The organism is Brevibacterium sp. K72 (assembly GCF_050562175.1).
Lineage (GTDB): Bacteria > Actinomycetota > Actinomycetes > Actinomycetales > Brevibacteriaceae > Brevibacterium > Brevibacterium casei.
Genome location: NZ_CP191582.1, coordinates 2469817 through 2485361 on the forward strand (window position 1 = coordinate 2469817; position 15545 = coordinate 2485361).

At 65.7% G+C, this 15545-nt stretch carries 20 protein-coding genes and 1 pseudogene; 14 read left to right on the forward strand and 7 right to left on the reverse strand.

Annotated elements, in window-relative coordinates:
• Window positions 1-28 precede the first annotated feature (28 nt).
• On the forward strand, window positions 29-838 hold the full coding sequence (locus ACQ1RG_RS10980) for a hypothetical protein (RefSeq protein WP_009374923.1): 810 nt from the start codon (window positions 29-31) through the stop codon (window positions 836-838).
• 170 nt (window positions 839-1008) lie between these two features.
• Here ACQ1RG_RS10980 and ACQ1RG_RS10985 read toward each other — a convergent pair whose 3' ends face one another.
• Window positions 1009-1218, reverse strand: coding sequence for a hypothetical protein (locus ACQ1RG_RS10985; protein WP_040340933.1), 210 nt, complete (start codon window positions 1216-1218; stop codon window positions 1009-1011).
• 117 nt (window positions 1219-1335) lie between these two features.
• Here ACQ1RG_RS10985 and ACQ1RG_RS10990 point away from each other — a divergent pair, with 117 nt between their 5' ends.
• From ACQ1RG_RS10990 to ACQ1RG_RS11010, 5 genes are all read left to right on the forward strand, one after another.
• Window positions 1336-1617 carry a type II toxin-antitoxin system RelE/ParE family toxin gene (locus ACQ1RG_RS10990; protein ID WP_009374925.1) on the forward strand — a complete coding sequence of 94 codons (282 nt, stop codon included), beginning with the start codon at window positions 1336-1338 and terminating at the stop codon, window positions 1615-1617.
• On the forward strand, window positions 1604-1906 hold the full coding sequence (locus tag ACQ1RG_RS10995; RefSeq protein ID WP_009374927.1) for a HigA family addiction module antitoxin: 303 nt from the start codon (window positions 1604-1606) through the stop codon (window positions 1904-1906). Before ACQ1RG_RS10990 ends, ACQ1RG_RS10995 begins: the two co-directional genes overlap by 14 nt.
• Before the next feature lie 3 nt (window positions 1907-1909).
• Window positions 1910-2353: a GNAT family N-acetyltransferase gene (locus ACQ1RG_RS11000; protein ID WP_009374929.1), complete on the forward strand. Its 444-nt coding sequence runs from the start codon at window positions 1910-1912 to the stop codon at window positions 2351-2353.
• Window positions 2354-2521: 168 nt separating this feature from the next.
• On the forward strand, window positions 2522-3028 hold the full coding sequence (locus ACQ1RG_RS11005; RefSeq protein ID WP_009374931.1) for a DUF6998 domain-containing protein: 507 nt from the start codon (window positions 2522-2524) through the stop codon (window positions 3026-3028).
• 236 nt (window positions 3029-3264) lie between these two features.
• Complete coding sequence (locus ACQ1RG_RS11010) at window positions 3265-3561, forward strand: hypothetical protein (protein WP_009374933.1); 297 nt, start codon at window positions 3265-3267, stop codon at window positions 3559-3561.
• Between the two features lie 59 nt (window positions 3562-3620).
• Here ACQ1RG_RS11010 and ACQ1RG_RS11015 read toward each other — a convergent pair whose 3' ends face one another.
• Window positions 3621-3890 (reverse strand): DUF3263 domain-containing protein, encoded by a 270-nt coding sequence (locus ACQ1RG_RS11015; protein ID WP_040340935.1) that lies wholly within the window; start codon window positions 3888-3890, stop codon window positions 3621-3623.
• Between the two features lie 158 nt (window positions 3891-4048).
• A complete protein-coding gene (locus ACQ1RG_RS11020) occupies window positions 4049-5194 on the reverse strand; it encodes a glycerol dehydrogenase (protein ID WP_009374936.1) in 1146 nt (381 codons plus the stop codon).
• Window positions 5195-5529: 335 nt separating this feature from the next.
• Between ACQ1RG_RS11020 and ACQ1RG_RS11025 the strand changes: the two genes are divergently transcribed.
• Window positions 5530-6750 (forward strand): low temperature requirement protein A, encoded by a 1221-nt coding sequence (locus ACQ1RG_RS11025; RefSeq protein ID WP_223289849.1) that lies wholly within the window; start codon window positions 5530-5532, stop codon window positions 6748-6750.
• A gap of 93 nt (window positions 6751-6843) precedes the next feature.
• On the opposite strand, the gene hchA is transcribed toward ACQ1RG_RS11025, so the two are convergent.
• Window positions 6844-7722 carry a glyoxalase III HchA gene (gene hchA, locus ACQ1RG_RS11030; RefSeq protein WP_342474330.1) on the reverse strand — a complete coding sequence of 293 codons (879 nt, stop codon included), beginning with the start codon at window positions 7720-7722 and terminating at the stop codon, window positions 6844-6846.
• Window positions 7723-7884: 162 nt separating this feature from the next.
• On the opposite strand from hchA, the gene ACQ1RG_RS11035 reads away from it, so the two are divergent.
• The 4 genes from ACQ1RG_RS11035 (at window position 7885) to ACQ1RG_RS11050 (ending at window position 11700) form a co-directional block, all read left to right on the forward strand.
• A complete protein-coding gene (locus ACQ1RG_RS11035; RefSeq protein WP_201670735.1) occupies window positions 7885-8433 on the forward strand; it encodes a GNAT family N-acetyltransferase in 549 nt (182 codons plus the stop codon).
• Window positions 8434-8453: 20 nt separating this feature from the next.
• Entirely contained in the window at window positions 8454-9179 is a 726-nt protein-coding gene (locus ACQ1RG_RS11040) for a class I SAM-dependent methyltransferase (protein WP_342474331.1), read from the forward strand.
• 143 nt (window positions 9180-9322) lie between these two features.
• Window positions 9323-11218: a potassium transporter Kup gene (locus tag ACQ1RG_RS11045; protein WP_342474332.1), complete on the forward strand. Its 1896-nt coding sequence runs from the start codon at window positions 9323-9325 to the stop codon at window positions 11216-11218.
• Window positions 11219-11301: 83 nt separating this feature from the next.
• Complete coding sequence (locus ACQ1RG_RS11050) at window positions 11302-11700, forward strand: DoxX family protein (protein ID WP_063251000.1); 399 nt, start codon at window positions 11302-11304, stop codon at window positions 11698-11700.
• Window positions 11701-11733: 33 nt separating this feature from the next.
• On the opposite strand, the gene ACQ1RG_RS11055 is transcribed toward ACQ1RG_RS11050, so the two are convergent.
• Window positions 11734-12228 carry a mycothiol transferase gene (locus ACQ1RG_RS11055; protein ID WP_095375746.1) on the reverse strand — a complete coding sequence of 165 codons (495 nt, stop codon included), beginning with the start codon at window positions 12226-12228 and terminating at the stop codon, window positions 11734-11736.
• A gap of 184 nt (window positions 12229-12412) precedes the next feature.
• Between ACQ1RG_RS11055 and ACQ1RG_RS11060 the strand changes: the two genes are divergently transcribed.
• Window positions 12413-13099: an SDR family oxidoreductase gene (locus ACQ1RG_RS11060; RefSeq protein WP_201670737.1), complete on the forward strand. Its 687-nt coding sequence runs from the start codon at window positions 12413-12415 to the stop codon at window positions 13097-13099.
• Here the strand turns inward: ACQ1RG_RS11060 and ACQ1RG_RS11065 are convergent.
• The gene (locus tag ACQ1RG_RS11065) at window positions 13092-13733 is read right to left on the reverse strand and encodes a dihydrofolate reductase family protein (RefSeq protein WP_119296574.1); all 642 of its coding nucleotides are present in this window, start codon (window positions 13731-13733) and stop codon (window positions 13092-13094) included. The genes ACQ1RG_RS11060 and ACQ1RG_RS11065 overlap by 8 nt on opposite strands.
• 85 nt (window positions 13734-13818) lie before the next feature.
• Between ACQ1RG_RS11065 and ACQ1RG_RS11070 the strand changes: the two genes are divergently transcribed.
• The gene (locus tag ACQ1RG_RS11070) at window positions 13819-14307 is read left to right on the forward strand and encodes a winged helix-turn-helix transcriptional regulator (protein WP_201670739.1); all 489 of its coding nucleotides are present in this window, start codon (window positions 13819-13821) and stop codon (window positions 14305-14307) included.
• 9 nt (window positions 14308-14316) lie between these two features.
• Here the strand turns inward: ACQ1RG_RS11070 and ACQ1RG_RS11075 are convergent, their stop codons facing one another.
• On the reverse strand, window positions 14317-15225 hold the full coding sequence (locus ACQ1RG_RS11075; protein ID WP_201670741.1) for a carbohydrate kinase family protein: 909 nt from the start codon (window positions 15223-15225) through the stop codon (window positions 14317-14319).
• A gap of 117 nt (window positions 15226-15342) precedes the next feature.
• Here ACQ1RG_RS11075 and ACQ1RG_RS11080 point away from each other — a divergent pair.
• Window positions 15343-15531 (forward strand): annotated as a pseudogene (locus ACQ1RG_RS11080) (DUF2695 domain-containing protein); the annotation flags it as partial.
• Between the last annotated feature and the right edge of the window lie 14 nt (window positions 15532-15545).

Genomic DNA, 15545 nt, shown 5'->3' on the forward strand with positions numbered 1-15545 from the left:
CGTCTTCGGGCGAGTATGAGCGGGACCCATGGCAAACGGATATCTGCCGCGGATCGGAGAGAACCTGCCTCCCGGAGAGGTCAGCGATCATCTCGCGTTTGAGTACCTGCTGGAGATGGCGGGCCTTTACGAGATGCCTCGCCAAGGTTCGCCCGCGGTTGTGCCGAAGATTGTAGAGGGTGAGGCGGGCGCCGCTGCGGGCATGTACGCGGGCGCGACCGTGTCTGCGACGCTTGAAGCGGCTCTCAAGGTCGAACGGCGGAAAACCGCGCGCGCTGCGATCTTGACGAACATCCATCTGCAGTGGGGAACCGAAGCGGTTCAGGCATTGAACAGCGTCAGCGACGCCATATTGGCGAAGGCGCTGCAGGCAACTGGGTGTTTGTCGGTTCCTGCCTACGCGAACGATCGCCCCGAGCTGGCTGAGCGCGTGCGGGGACTGGCAACGGCTCACAAACAAATGGTGCTGCGCGCTGGTAGAGAGCGACACGAACGAGGATTGCCATGGTTCGATTTTCGTGAAGCCTTCGGCAGCGAAGCGGGTGCCGAAGCGAACAGACTCCAAGAGGTTAGAGGCGGATTCGAAACTCTAAATGAGGAACTGGAAGAACTCGCCAAGGAACGTGCCCTTCTGGGCGATCATCCCTTGGTACGTGACATGCTTGAGCTACGCGAAGACTGGGATGACCGGCCATGCCCGATCACTGAAGAGGTCAGTGCGGCGTTCTGGCAGGGCCTCGGCGACGACGTATACACCTGGCGGATTGCGCTTGACATGCTCTGGTCATGGGACGGAACTCTCTCAGAGCTGGTTGAGACAGTCCAAGCTACGGCGTAGTCTCCGTCGGCTTGATCAGCGAACTGAGATCGTTGCGCAAGTCGGGCAGGACCATGCCTCCCCGCTCTCAAACGCCGTCTGCTCCATGCGAGTGAGGCACTCTGGGCAATTCGGGGTGTCGAAGTCCGAGTCCGCGAGTCGGCGGCGTTCGCGCGCCCGCTCCAGGTCGTTCAACGTGCCTCGAGCAGCAGGTTCGAGTCGTCGACGATCAGCCTGATCGGATCCACGTTCATCTGCTTTGCCAACTCCTCCAGCCGGTCGAGGCTGAGGTTACGTTTGGTGGAGTTCGGGTATAGCGTGTAGTAGGTCGCGTGGTCTGATGAGGTCTTGGAGCTCGACACATCTGCTCGTACTCCGGGCGAGATCGCGGAGACGCTCATCGCGCTCCTCGAACAGCGATCAGGCGATGTCTCGCTGATGGTTCTCCGTGCGGGAACGTGGTCGAGTTCCGGTTTAACGTCTAGCGTTAATGACGCGTCGCGTCATATACTGATCCTGTGATCAGATCGTTCGGCAGCAAGGAGACCGAGCGGCTGTGGCGTCGTGAGCACGTGCCCTCCCTGGACCCGCGGATCCAGCGTGTAGCATTGCGCAAGCTTCGTCAGGTGGGCTCAGCTGAGGTACTCGAGGACCTCAGCGTTCCGCCAGGCAACCGGCTCGAAGCGCTCAAGGGTGACCGAGCCGGTCAGCACAGCATCAGAATCAACGACCAGTGGCGGATCTGCTTCGTGTGGACCGACGCCGGACCAGAGGAGGTGGAGATCGTTGACTACCACTGACAAGATTGAGCCGATCCACCCGGGCGAGGTTCTTATGAAGGACTTCATCGAAGGCTTCGGCATCACGCAGAATAAGCTTGCTGTGGCCATCGGTGTACCGCCGCGGCGGATCAACGAGATCGTCCACGGAAATCGGGGAATCTCAGCGGACACTGCGCTGCGTCTCGCGAAGTACTTCGGAACCTCGGCAGAGTTCTGGATCAACCTGCAGAGCCATTACGAACTTGACCGCGCGGAGGATCTGGCAGGGGAGCAGATCGCGGCGATCACTCCGTTGCAGGTTGCGTAACGCGTGCCGGACATTGCGATCAATGTCATCGCGCACGCCGAGCTGACTGCGAGGAACTTCGTAGGGCTGCGCCGACTCTTCGACGCCGAGTACCTGGACGACTTCGGCGAGTGGGATCCCGACATGCCTTACGGGTATGCGCCGCATTCTGTTCCTGTCATCGCGCAGAGCAACTGCGAAATAGTCGATCATGTCGGCTTGTCAAGACGGAGGGTAGGTGTCGGCGACGGCGAGGTCGAGATAGCTGGTGTCGGGGGTGTGCTGATCTCGGATGCTGTGAGGCGTGAGCGCGTCGGGAGTCGGCTCATGGCCAATGCTGCGCAGTCGATGAAGACGGCCCGCGGCATCGCTTTCGGTTATCTCGGCTGTCGCGAAGAAGTGGTCTCGTTCTACAACTCGTGCGGCTGGACCCGGATTTCTGCTGCCGAGCGTTCGATCGATAGATAAGGCCGGCCGAGCGAAGACCCGCCCGGGCAGCCCTTGCTGATCCTCCCGGTCGAGGTCGCCGCGTGGCCGGTGGGTGCGTTCGACCTGCGCGGTCGCGCATGGTGAGCAATCACGAGAGTTTGGTATGTATCGGGACGCGGTCGATTTTAGGTCCCATAGGGTGTGAGAATGAGCAGCCAGTCAGAAGATCCGGAGATCGACCTCACCCGGATGGGGGTGCGATCACTTCTCAGGCTCGAGGCTGGTATCGTTGCCGAACTCAAACGGCGAGGCCTTGTCCGCACGAGTAACAAACCTTTGGGTGACGTAGCGGAACAGATCGTTCTTCGCGCTCGCGGCGGTGTGCTTGAGCCGAACTCGACCAAGTCGCACGACGTCACGACACCTACCGGCGTGCGTATCCAGGTCAAGGCAATGGGCTCGCGATTGGCCGGTGCCTCGGCAAAGTTCAGTCCATTCCGGAGTTTCGACTTCGATACAGCCATCTTCCTGATATTCGCGGCGGGGTCGTTTGACCTCATGCTCGGTCGCGAGGTCGCCGCCGCCAACGTTGACGCCATTGCCCGGTACAGCGCGCACACCAACGGGAAGCAGCCGTCGTTGTCGCAGATTCGCACTCTCGGTGACGATGTCACTGACGAAATGCGGACCGCATATCTGGCGCTCGACCTATGACGATTGGGTGGGAGTCAGAGTCAGCCATGCGAATTTCCACCGTCTGAAGCGTGTAAAGAAGTAAGCACTACGGCTAGCAATAGTGCGCGTCCTTCCAGATTGCTTCTGCGGAAGACTGAACTCGATCCGCATCCACCACCCGCAAGGAGCCGCTCACGTCCGACAGCGCGACCGCACTCATCCGTGCCGTCACCGACAATCTGCAGCAGGCGTCCGAGGAGTGGACGTCGCTGTCAATGGTCCTCGGCTTCGACAACGAGAAGGTCAACAGCGCATTCGGATTCGTCTACGATGCGGAGGGCATCGACACCTGGGTGACCGCATCACCGTTTGAGCTCAGGTCGGCAGTCAAGGAGTTCACGGACGGCAGGTATCGGGCAGGGGACGCGTTGCCCGTCGGTCTGCTCCTGCAGTTCGACCGAGAATCGGGCAAGTTTGAGGTGACGTTCGAAGACACCAACCGTGACCGATGGAAGGTCACACCGGCCAACTTCGACTCGATCGCCGACGATCTCCGGCCGACGTTCGACTGATCCGCTGATGGGGCCGACGGGTCGGGCCCTCGGGCGATCCGGCTGCAGGCGGGCCCCGGCTACGGCAGGAACGACCTCCACCGGCACTTCTGCCGCTCGAACGCGAACCGCTCCGCCCGGAGGCGCCGGATCCGATCGACGACGGCAGGGGCGTAGCAGTACGCGGCGTCCGTGTCGGCGAGTCCCTCGAGCACCGCAGGGTAACGCTCGACAGGAAGGTCGATGTGCTGGCACAGTCTCAGGCGTGCCGCCGTCGACGGCTGCGAGCGCTCGGAGTCGAGGATCATCCGATCGTGCGCGGAGAGTTCGTTGACAGTGCCGGGTACCACGCGCCCCAGTCTCGCAGGACCGGTGGCTGGGCCGCCAACCCTGCAGGCCAAGGGCCCGACGCCGCATCAGCTACGACCCCGGGCCCGACCAACCAGCCCTGACCGACCGGACCCCGCCGACCGGCCGAACCACCCAGCCGGCCAACCGCCTCAGCCCCTCAGTGCCCCTTCGCCTCGTACTTCTTCGGCTCGGGCAGTCCGCGCTCGGCACGGACCCTGCGCGACACGGCTTCCACCGCGCGCAACGCATCGACGACCATCTCCGGGGTCACCGGGAACGGCATGTTGTGGATCGTCTCCTCGGGCACCGTCGCGGCCTTCGCCACCGCCTGCAGCTCCTTCTCGTCATCGGGGGAGAGCCCCACCTCGGTGAGGGTGTTGGGCAGACCGACACGGGTCGTGAACTCGATGAAGTCCTCGATCTCGTCGCTGTCGGCGCCTTCCATGATCAGCTGCGCGAGGGTGCCGACGTTGACCTTCTGCCCGTGCGCGAGGCCATGCGTCTGCGGAACCGCGGTGAGCCCGTCGTGGATCGCATGCGCCGCAGCGAGCCCACCGGCCTCGAAGCCGAGACCCGAGAGCAGGGTGTTGGCTTCGACGACGGCTTCGAGCGCCGGCGTCACGGTCTTCGCATCGACCGCGTCGAGGGCGGCAAAGGCGTTCTCGTGGAGGATCTCCCAGCTCAGGTGGGCCAGCGCTGTCCCGGCCTGGGTCGGCCGTCCGCCGGACATCGTCTCGCCGGTTCCGCGTGCCGTCGCCCTCGCCTCGACCCACGTGGCCAGCGCATCGCCGATGCCGGCGACGAGGAAGTTCACCGGGGCGTTGGCGACGAGCTGGGTGTCGATGAGGACGAGGTCGGGATTCTTGTGGAAGAACCGGTACTCGAGGAACTCGCCGTCCGCGGTGTAGACGACCGACAGGCCGGACGTCGGTGCGTCCGAGGAAGCGGCCGTGGGAATCGATGCCCATTTGATGCCGGCCTTGTGCCCGGCCGCTTTGGCCGAGTCGATCGCCGACCCTCCGCCGAGTCCGACGATGACGTCATGGCCGCCCGACTCGATCGTCGAGACGAGGCCGTCGATGGTCTCCGGGGTCGCGAATCCGCTGAACGATTCGCGGACGACATCGAGTCCCGCCTCGGCGAAGCTCGATTCGATCGTCCCATCGACGAGTCCCCACACCGTGTCATCGGCGATGAGCAGCGGCTTCGTGCCCAGCGGTTCGAGGTAGGTGGGAAGTTCGGCGAGGGCGTTCTTGCCCTGGACGTAACGTGATGGGCTGGAGAATGCGTACTGGGTCGACATGGCTCGGATCCTTCCGTCGTCTGACCGACCGGCGGGAACGGCGACCAGAGCAAGGTGTCTGCTCACCGACACCGGCATCGGTCGCTCCGTTCCCGGAGCGCACCGCCAGTCTATTACGAGTTCAAAGGGCAACTCCAATTGGCAGGGATGCTTCCCGCGCGCCCCTCGCCGAGGCGGCAGTCGACCTTCCCTGCCACAGCGAGCGTACCGTGGGCGGGAAGACTGCGGAGACCTCACCCTACAGCCTCGACCCCGACCGCTGGTGGGATCGCCCAATATATCGATATTCGGCGATACTGTAACAAAACTAACCCCGTGGGGTTATGATCGTCGCCATGACCGCCACCCCGCCTCCGCCGACGCGCTCCCGCCTTATTCCGATGCGTCCGCGCGACCCCAACGAACCCCACCGCTCCGCCTCGACGCTCGAGCTGTTCTTCGACCTCGTCTTCGTCGTCGCCGTCTCCATCGCCTCCGTCCAGTTGGCCGAACAGCTCACCGAGGGGCACATCGGCGACGGCATCACCAGCTACCTCATCATCTTCTTCGGCATCTGGTGGGCATGGATGAACTTCACGTGGTTCGCGACGTCCTTCGATACCGACGACTGGCTCTACCGTCTGCTCACGGTCGTGCAGATGGGCGGCGTGCTCGTCATCGCCTCAGGTATCCGGCCGGTGTTCGAAGAGCGCGACTTCACGCTGGTCATCATCGGCTACGTCGTCATGCGCCTGGCCCTCGTCGCGCAGTGGGTCCGTGCGGCGGGCACGGCGCATTCGTCGCGTTCGGCCTGCTGGATCTACGCCGTGGGAGTGAGCATCGTTCAGCTCCTGTGGCTCTCGACCCTGCTGCTGCCGGAAGGAGGTTTCTCCTTTGCTCTGCCCGTGCTCATCCTCGCCGAGGTGGCCGTCCCCATCATCGCCGAACGCACCGGGAACACGCCGTGGAACCCTCACCACATCACGGAACGGTACGGCCTCTTCACGCTCATCCTCCTCGGCGAGAGCCTCCTTGCCTCGTCGAACGCCATCATCGAAGCCATCCACGACGCCGACACCCTCGCACCCCTCATCTCCATCGCCGTGCTCACCCTGGTCGCCACAGCGGCCCTCTGGTGGATCTACTTCTGGCCACCGCACCACGATGTCATCGGTGGGTTGGCGAGCTCACTCGCCTACGGCTACGGGCACTATTTCATCTTCGCAGCCGCGGGAGCCTTCTCCGCTGGCATCGAAGTCGAGATCGCCGTGATCACCGGTGAGAGCGAACTCCAGCAGCCGTATGCGTCGTTCGCCTACACGATCCCCATCGCCGTCTTCATCCTCGGCATCTGGGTGCTCGCGATCCGGCCCAACGCGGACCGGATCGTCAACATTGCGGTGCCGCTGGGCGGCATCCTCGTGCTCATCGACCCGCTCCTGCCCGTGCCGTTCGCACTCAGCGCGGTCATCCTCGTCGGCATCGTTGTCGTCCTCGTGTGGCGCCCGCCGCTCGGGGACAAGAAGAGCGACGGTAATGAGCAGCTCGCGGAGAATGCCGGGCCGACCCCGTCCTGACCGCGGCAACCCGGCCCGAACCCTCTGACGGCCCGGACCAGCATCTTGTGCCGATCCGGGCCGGTGCCGATCACAGAGTGAACCGCCGCGCCCTCAGCTCCCGAACTTCTCGAGCAGCGCCTGCACGGAATCCTTGCCCAACTGGTTGGCCGCGAGCGGGCTGTCGCCGGTGAGGAGGTTCCGGTCGCGGGTCGTCGCGCCCGTCATCTCCGTGTTCTCGACGACGATGCCCGCCTTCTCCAGGGCTTCGCCGAGCGCCCACGGCATCTTCCCCGGCAGGTATCCGATGTCGATGTTCGCGCCCTGATCGAGCGAATCGGGGAACGCGACGATGCGGTACCCGGAGAACGGGTTCTCATCCCGCCCGACTCCGGAGGCGAGGAGTCCTGCCGGTCCGTGGCAGAGGGTGATGATGAGCCGGTCGTTGTCGAGGAAGTAGTCGAGCGCCTCACCGAGGACGGCGCTGTCGGGGATCCCGTTCATCGCCCCGTGGCCGCCGGGGATGAAGATCGCGGCGTAGTCGTCGAGTCCCTGCTCGATGACCTCGGCGAGCCTCTTCGGGTCCTTGAACTGCTCCTTCGTCGCCTCCCACGCTGAGCCCACCGCTTCGTCGTCCTTGGGATAGGCCCACCATTCGAACTTCCCGGGCTCACCGCTGACGGTGGCGATGTCGATGCCGTAGCCCGCCTCGGCGATGTGGTGGAGGGGCAGCAGGGTCTCGACGGGATGGTTGCCGGTGGAGAAGAACGTCTCGTTCTGCATGAGCATGTAGCGTTCGTCGGTCGCGATGACGAGGACCTTCCACCGCCCGCCCGTGTACTTCTCATCAGTGCTCAGCCCATCGAAGTCCGTGCGGTCCGCCGTGTACTGGGACAGCGAGTACGGGGAGGGGAAGTAGGCGTTGTTCTCCGCCGGGTCCGGTTTCGGCTGGCGGTCGTCGTCGGAGGTGGTGGTCTGCGTCGAATCGGACATCTCGTTCCTTCCGTCGCCGGTGCCGATGCACCGGACTTCTCGCCGAGGTGGCCCTCGGCCTGATCATGCAAGCTCGCTTGCCGTGGTGGTGCCGCCCAACCTATGCTAGGCGGCGGCAATGCACAAGGGCGGTCGCCTGGAGGTGTGTGGCACGATGAGGTCATGCCTGTGCTGACACCGACGTTGGTGACCGAACGCCTGCGCCTGCGCCCCTTCACTCGTGACGATTCCGACGACCTGTTCGCGCTTCAGTCCGATGCGCGGGTCCTCGAATTCTGGGATTCGCCGCCGTGGAGGGACCGGACGATGATCGACCGGTTCCTGGCCGGCTGTCAGACGATGGCCGATGAGGGCACCGGTGCACGTGTGGCCGTCGAGCGTGCCGAGGACTCATCGTTCATCGGCTGGTGCACCTTCGACAGCTTCAACCCTGACTTCCGCAGCGGATCGCTCGGCTACTGCTTCACCGAGGAGTCCTGGGGGCACGGATACGCGACCGAAGCAGCCAGAGCGGTGCTGAGCTGGGCCTTCGAAGCCTTCGACCTCAATCGAGTGCAGGCGGAAGCCGACACCCGCAATGCCGCCTCGGCGCGGGTGCTCGAGAAGCTCGGCTTCCGGAGGGAGGGAACCCTGCGCGAGGACTGCATCGTCGACGGCGTCGTCTCCGACTCGTGGGTGTTCGGTCTGCTCAGGCGGGAGTGGAAGGGATGAGCGAGGACGGCGGTGCTGGGATGAGCGGAGACTATCACCCATGGATCGTCGAACTCTACGACGACGACAACCCTGCAGGCCGCGACCATAGGTACTATCGCGGACTCGCCGACCGGCTCGGCGCGCTGTCTATCATCGATCTCGGCTGCGGAACGGGACTGCTCACCCGTACCCTGGCGCGGAAGGACCGCCAGGTCGTCGGCATCGACCCCTCACAGACGATGATCGATGCCGCTCGCCGGAGCGACCCTGTTCGCTCTGTCACCTGGATCGTCGGGGACTCGTCGGCGATCGATATGCACGACGTCGACCTCGTCGTCATGACCGGCAACGTCGCGCAGCACATCCCCGACCCTGACTGGGAGCGCACGCTGAGTGACCTTCACCGGGCGATGCGGCCAGGTGCCGTGCTCGCCTTCGAATCCCGAAACCCGGCAGCACAAGCATGGCTCGACTGGCATCAATCCGAACCCTCCCGCAGGTCGACCGCCCACGGCGTTCTGGAGGAATGGTCGGAAGTCGTCGATCGCGGCAGCGGGATCATCGAGGCTAGCTTCTTCAATCGCTTCGTCGAGATGAACGAACTCATCGTCGAACACGAGACTTTCGTGTTCCGAACGCAGTCGGCGATCACTGATCAGCTTGACCGCGCGGGCTTTGCCGTCGACGCTGTCCACGGCGACTGGCAGCGCACACCCTTCGACGGAACACAGGGGCTCTTCGTCATCGAAGCCCGCGCACTATGACGAAGACAGCACAGTCGGGTTGCAGTGCGGGTCCGAACGTGACCAACCATTGAAAACCGCGGGGGAGAGTGCAAGGATCTCTCCTCGTGGGAGGCGATTCCGGAGGGGACCCCGCGAGTCCTCGAGCGCAGGCTCTGCCCGATATGGAGGAGCCGCGTGATCACCCGCGCCATACGACGCCTCTGCCCTTGCTCATGCTCGGCGCGCTCGGCATCGTCTTCGGCGACATCGGCACCTCACCGCTCTATGCCTTGCAGACGGTCTTCAGCATCCACCACAACGAGGTGGCCCCGACCGAGCAGGACGTCCTCGGCGTCGTCTCCATGGTCTTCTGGTGCCTCACCCTCATCGTCACCGTCGCCTACCTCGGCTTCATCCTCCGCGCCGACAACAACGGCGAGGGCGGGATTCTCTCACTCGCCGCCCTCATCAAACGCAAGCTCGGGTCGACGTCGTCGCGGGTGAAGGTCGCGATGGTCCTCGCGATCATCGGCGCCGCCCTCTTCTACGGCGACTCGGTCATCACGCCGGCCGTGTCCGTGCTCAGCGCGGTCGAGGGACTCCACGTCGTCAACAGCGACCTCGGGCCGTGGGTGGTGCCGATCTCCGTCGTCATCCTCGCCAGCCTCTTCGCCGTGCAGCGCTGGGGGACCGGGTCCATCGGCCGGGCGTTCGGGCCGATCATGCTCGTCTGGTTCGTCGTCCTCGCCCTCCTCGGGACACCGCAGATCATCGCCAACCCGACGATCCTCCGAGCCCTCTCCCCGACATACGCCGTCGACCGACCGTTCATCGCCTTCATCGCCGCCGGAGCCGTCGTCCTCGCCGTCACCGGCGTCGAGGCGCTCTACGCCGACATGGGCCACTTCGGCCGTCGCCCCATCGTCATCGCCTGGCTGAGCATCATCTTCCCCGCCCTCTGCCTCAACTACTTCGGGCAGGGCGCGATGATCCTCGTCGATCCCACGACGATCGAGAACCCGTTCTACCGACTCGCCCCCGGTTGGGCGCAGATGCCGCTCGTCGTCCTCGCCACGTGTGCGACGATCATCGCCTCCCAGGCCGTGATCTCCGGAGCGTTCTCCGTCTCCCGCCAGGCGACGCGGCTCTCCCTGCTGCCCCGGCTCAAGGTCATCCAGACCTCCAAGCAGGAGAGCGGCCAGATCTACGTCCCCGCGATCAACGCGATCCTCTTCGTCGGTGTGCTCGCGCTCGTCCTCGCCTTCCGGTCCTCCCAGGCGCTCGCCTCCGCGTACGGCCTCGCCGTCACGGCGACCCTCCTCCTCGAGCTCTCCCTTTTCCTCCTCCTCGCCCTCGAGGTCTGGAAGTGGAGACTGCCGTGGGTCATCCTCACCGGCCTGACCATCGGCGGCGTCGAATTCGCGCTCTTCTCCGCCAACGTCGTCAAGATCGCCGCCGGCGGGTGGCTGCCGCTCGCCATCGCCGCCGTCCTCGTCACGATCATGCTCACGTGGAAGAAGGGCTCGGCGCTGATGTTCGGCCGGCGAGCCGAGATGGAGGGACCCATCGAGGACTTCGTCGACGAGATCGGCCGCGCGCCGGTCCTCCGCGTGCCCGGGGTGGCCGTCTACCCGCACGGCAACCCCGGCACCGCCCCGCTGGCGCTGCGCTCCAACGTCGACTGCAACCACGTCCTCCACGAACACGTCGTCATCGTCACGATCAGGAACCTCGGCGTCCCGCACGTCCCCCACGATCAGCGCGTCCTCGTCTCGGACCTCGGCCGTCCCGACGACGGGATCGTCCACATCCTCTACAGCATCGGATTCAACGACTCCCAGGACGTCCCGAGCGCCCTGCGGCAGGCGGTCGGCAGGACACCGGAACTCGACTTCGATCCCAAGGCGGCGATGTACGTCATCTCCGTCTTCCGCATCGAACCCGGCGGCGAATCGGGGATGCCGCGCTGGCAGAAGAGTCTCTTCCGCGCCCTCGAGAAGGCCTCGGCCAACCGCACCCAGGTCCTCCACCTGCCCCCGGATCGGACGACGGTGATGGGCGAGACCGCCGAGCTCTGAGGACGCCCGTTCGGCGCCCGAGGGCACGAGTACACTCGGTCGGGTCAGCCCAGGAAGAGTCCAGAGCAGAAAGGCACCTTCCCATGATCGAAGTCCCGGCACTGGTCGTCGGTGTCGTTCTCCTCCTCGTCCGCGCAGTGCTCGCCTTCACCTTCTTCCACGAGTCCCTGCTCAAGCTCAAGGACGTCAGAGCGTTTGCGAAGAACGACGGACTCCCGCTCCCGCTCGCCTGGTTCGTGCCGATGGCCGAATTCGCCGCAGCGCTCTCCTTCGCCACCGGTGTGCTCGCGCAGTGGGCGGGCATCGGCGTCGTCGTCCTCATGCTCATCACCATCACGATGCAGAACTTCCGGTGGCACAGCAGGTACTGGGCCGCCGACAACGGGTGGGAGTACGACCTCTTCCTGCTCACCATGGCTTCGGTCATCGCCGTCTTCGGAGCCGGACCGATCGCGATTCCCACCCTCTTCGGCATGGGCTGAGCCGCCATGGGCTGAGCCGGCAGCCGACCGTCGTCAGTGGAGCTGGCCGGCGGCGTACGCCGCCTGACCGATGTGCTGAGCCGCGTCGTCGACGATCGAGACGAGCCGCACCCCGCGCGTCACCGGCGGATTCCAGCTGTCGTCGATGACGACGTCGAAGTCGTCCGCCGAGAGTCCGTTGGCATAGTCGATGAGTGCACGCAGGGCGGCACTGAGGTAGTCGACGAGCAGACCCTGATCGTTGACGACGATCTCCGCCGCCTGCCCCGGAGTGTGCCCGTAGCCGACCGTGTCACCGATCTTTCCGAGGTCGAATCGGTCGCGGTAGTGCTCCCAGACCTGCGGGTTCCCCGTGAGGTCGGAGAGCTGAGCGTCGACCTCGCGGCCGATGTGCCAGAGCAGCCAGGCGACCGAGTTGGGGTGGGAGCCCGGATGGGCGTTGAGCTCTTCGGGCGTGAGGGTCGGGAGGCCCTTGGCCGCATCGATGGGACGCTGGGCGAAATCGGCGAACAGCTCGTTGATGGTCATGGTCCCATTGTGCTCTGCCGACACGCGGTTGTCAGGGTCGAATCGCCCCGAACCGGGCGTACGCAGCCGACGGACCATCGGACCGCGCGAGCCACGGACCGGTCCTGCCGCCTCGGCGAGGGAATAAATCAACGCCGCTTGCGGCTGTTGTGGGCATCACCGATCGTCAACGAAGGAGAAGCACATGTCGGATCCAGATCGCGTCGTCATCCTCGGCGGACACGGCAAGGTCGCCCTGCTCGCAGCCCCGAAGCTCACCGCCGCGGGCTTCGCCGTCGACTCCGTCATCCGCAACCCCGACCAGGCCGCCGACGTCGAAGCCGCCGACGCCCATCCGGTCGTCCTCGACATCGAGACCGCCGACGTCGATGCCCTCGCCGAGGTGTTCGCCGGGGCCAAGGCCATCGTCTTCTCCGCGGGCGCCGGGGGAGGAAGCCCCGAACGGACGAAGGCCGTCGACTATGAGGCGGCGAAACGGGCCGTCGACGCCGCCGAGAAGTCCGGAGTCAAGCGCTTCGTCATGGTCTCCTACGCCACCGTCGGCATCGACCTCGACCGCATCGACCCGTCGAACTCCTTCTACCCGTACGTCGAGGCCAAGCACGGCGCCGACGCGTACCTGCGGGACAGCTCCCTCGACTACACGATCCTCGGTCCCGGCCGGCTCACGCTCGACCCGTCGGCGGGCGAGATCGTTCGCGCCGATGAGCGCGGCGACATCGACGGTCGGGCTCCGGCCGAAGGGCAGGGCGTGACCTCCCGCGAACTCGTCGCCGACGTCATCACCTTCGTCATCGCCGAGGACGCCGCCGTGCGCGAGACGGTGAACTTCTACGACGGATCGGTTCCCGTCGCCGAGGCGCTCAGCTGATCCGATTCCACAGCCGGTGGGTGAGCCCGCTCTCCGTGCTCACCGATTCGAGACTGAACCGGTTGTCCAGCACCTCGGGGTTCTCCCATAACCGCACACCCGTGCCGAGGACGACCGGCACGGTCACGGTGTGGATGAAGTCGATGAGGTCGGCGTCGAGGAATTCTTTGACCGAGGTCGGACCGCCGCCGAGCCGGACATCGAGTCCCTCGGCGGCGGTCTTCGCCATCTCGAGCGCCTCGGCGGGGGAGGCGTCGACGAAGTGGAATACGGTGCCGTTGGCGAACTCCATCGGCTCCCGAGGGTAGTGGGTGAGGATGAAGCAGGGCGTGCGGAAGGGCGGTTCCTCGCCCCACCAGCCGCGCCATCCGTCGTCGGGCCACGGTCCCGTCTGCGGTCCGAACTTCCTCCGGCCCATGATCTCGGCCCCGATGCCCTGACCCCACATGCTGAACAGGGCCCGGTCGACGGTCACCGGCGCGTCGGGTGCGCCTTGGACGCCGTCGATGACTCGCCCATCGAAGCGGGAGAAGAGCGCCCGGGCCCCGCCGATCGGCTCGTCGAAGGTCACATAATCACCGGCGGCAAAGCCGTCGAGTGAGACGAAGAGATTGTGCACGCGTGTACGGACCATCATTGCTCCTCAAGCGGTTGGCGGGGGTGGCGGGTCCAGCGTAGGATGATGCACTTGCAAAGTGCAATCACCTGAGGGAGGGGAAGTGGCCAGGGAACCGCGGTCGGGGTGTGCGATCAATGCCGCCGTCGAGGTGCTCGGCGACGCGTGGAGCCTCATCGTCCTCCGCGACATCGTCTTCGGCGATCGGCGGCACTTCCGCGAGCTGCTCACGCAGAACGAGGAGGGCATCGCCTCGAACATCCTCGCCGACCGGCTCCGGCGCCTCGTCGCCGAAGGACTGCTCACCCGCAGCGACGCTCCCCGCGGGCAGCGCGTCACCTACACCCTCACCGAGGCGGGGATCCAGACCGCGCCCGTCATGGTAGCCCTCGGCTCGTGGGGGATGAGCCACCGGGAGACGAGCCCCGAGCTGACGATCCGCGCGCGCATCCTCGCAGACTCGCCCGACCTCGTCGCCGACCTCATCGACGAGCTGCGCGAGGTCCATCTCGGCACGCCGCGCCCTGATCCGGCGCGGCCGCGTGCCTCCGAAGTCCTCCAGCGTGCGTACGAGACCGCGGTGGGGGAGTGAGGCGGAGGCTCAGTCCGACTCGCCGCCCCGCCGGTCCTCGACCTCTCGCTTCCACGGCAGATCCGCGCCCGCACGGCTGACCGTGATCGCCGCGAGGCCCACCGCGTTCTCGCCGAGGCGGGTGAGCTCCTCGCGGTCGAGTTCAGCCGGCGCGCCCGTCGCCCTGCAGAGATCGTGGAGGAGGGAGACCATGAACGTGTCCCCGGCCCCGATCGTGTCGACGACGTCGGCCCGCCGCGCGGGGACGTGCACCGTCGCCGAGGCGGTCGCGAGGATCGCCTCGTCCCCGCCGCGAGTGAGGGCGACGAGCCCCGCCCCGAGCTCGAGGATGCGTGCGATCCTCTCCTCGTGGGTGCGGCCCGGGTAGAGCCATTCGGCGTCGACGTCGCTGAGCTTGACGACATCGACTCTGGCGGCGAGCTCCTCGAACCGGGGCAGGGCCGCTGCCCGGTCGCCGATGATGGAGGGGCGGATGTTCGGGTCGAAGGTGATCAGCGCCGTCTCGTCCCCGCGGTCGTCGAGGAGGCTGTCGATCCTTGCGGCGCCCGGCTGGAGGAAGGCCGCGATCGACCCGATGTGGACGGCGCCCCAGGCCCCGCCGGTGATCGGCGTGGGGTCAGGCGCCCAGCGCAGATGGAAATCGTACTCGGCTGATCCGTCGGCCGAGAGCACGGCCCGTGCCGTCGACGTCGCCCCGCGTGGAGTGGCGTGGACCGTGACGTTCGAGGCGCGCAGATGCGCGAGGACGAAGCCGCCGTGGAAGTCGTCCCCGACGTCGGTGAGCAGGGCGACCTCGTCGCCGAGGCGGCCGAGGCCGAGGGCGACGTTCGCCGGCGCCCCTCCCGGGGCGTACCGGTCGGCGGCATCCGGGGTGGTGACGATGTCGATGAGGGCTTCGCCGATGACGAGGATGGTCATCCGTCCATTGTATTCACCGAGGTGATCGCACATTTCTGCGGATGGAATCGGAGGTCGCTCGAAGATCGGTGTGATCTGCGTCTCGCTCGTGTCAGTGCCGAGTGGCACTGTGAGTGCATGGACAACGACACCCTTGAAACAGACGTCAGAGCAATCATCGACACGGCAACCGCCAGACTCCTCGCGCCTCGACCCGGAGAGTGTCTGGCCTGCTATGTCTTCCGACAGTTGGGAGAGTTCGGATGCGACGGTACGCATCGATTCGCCACGCGATTCCGAGATGAGACAGCGCCGCGCGCCACGGCTCTGCTCACCCGTCT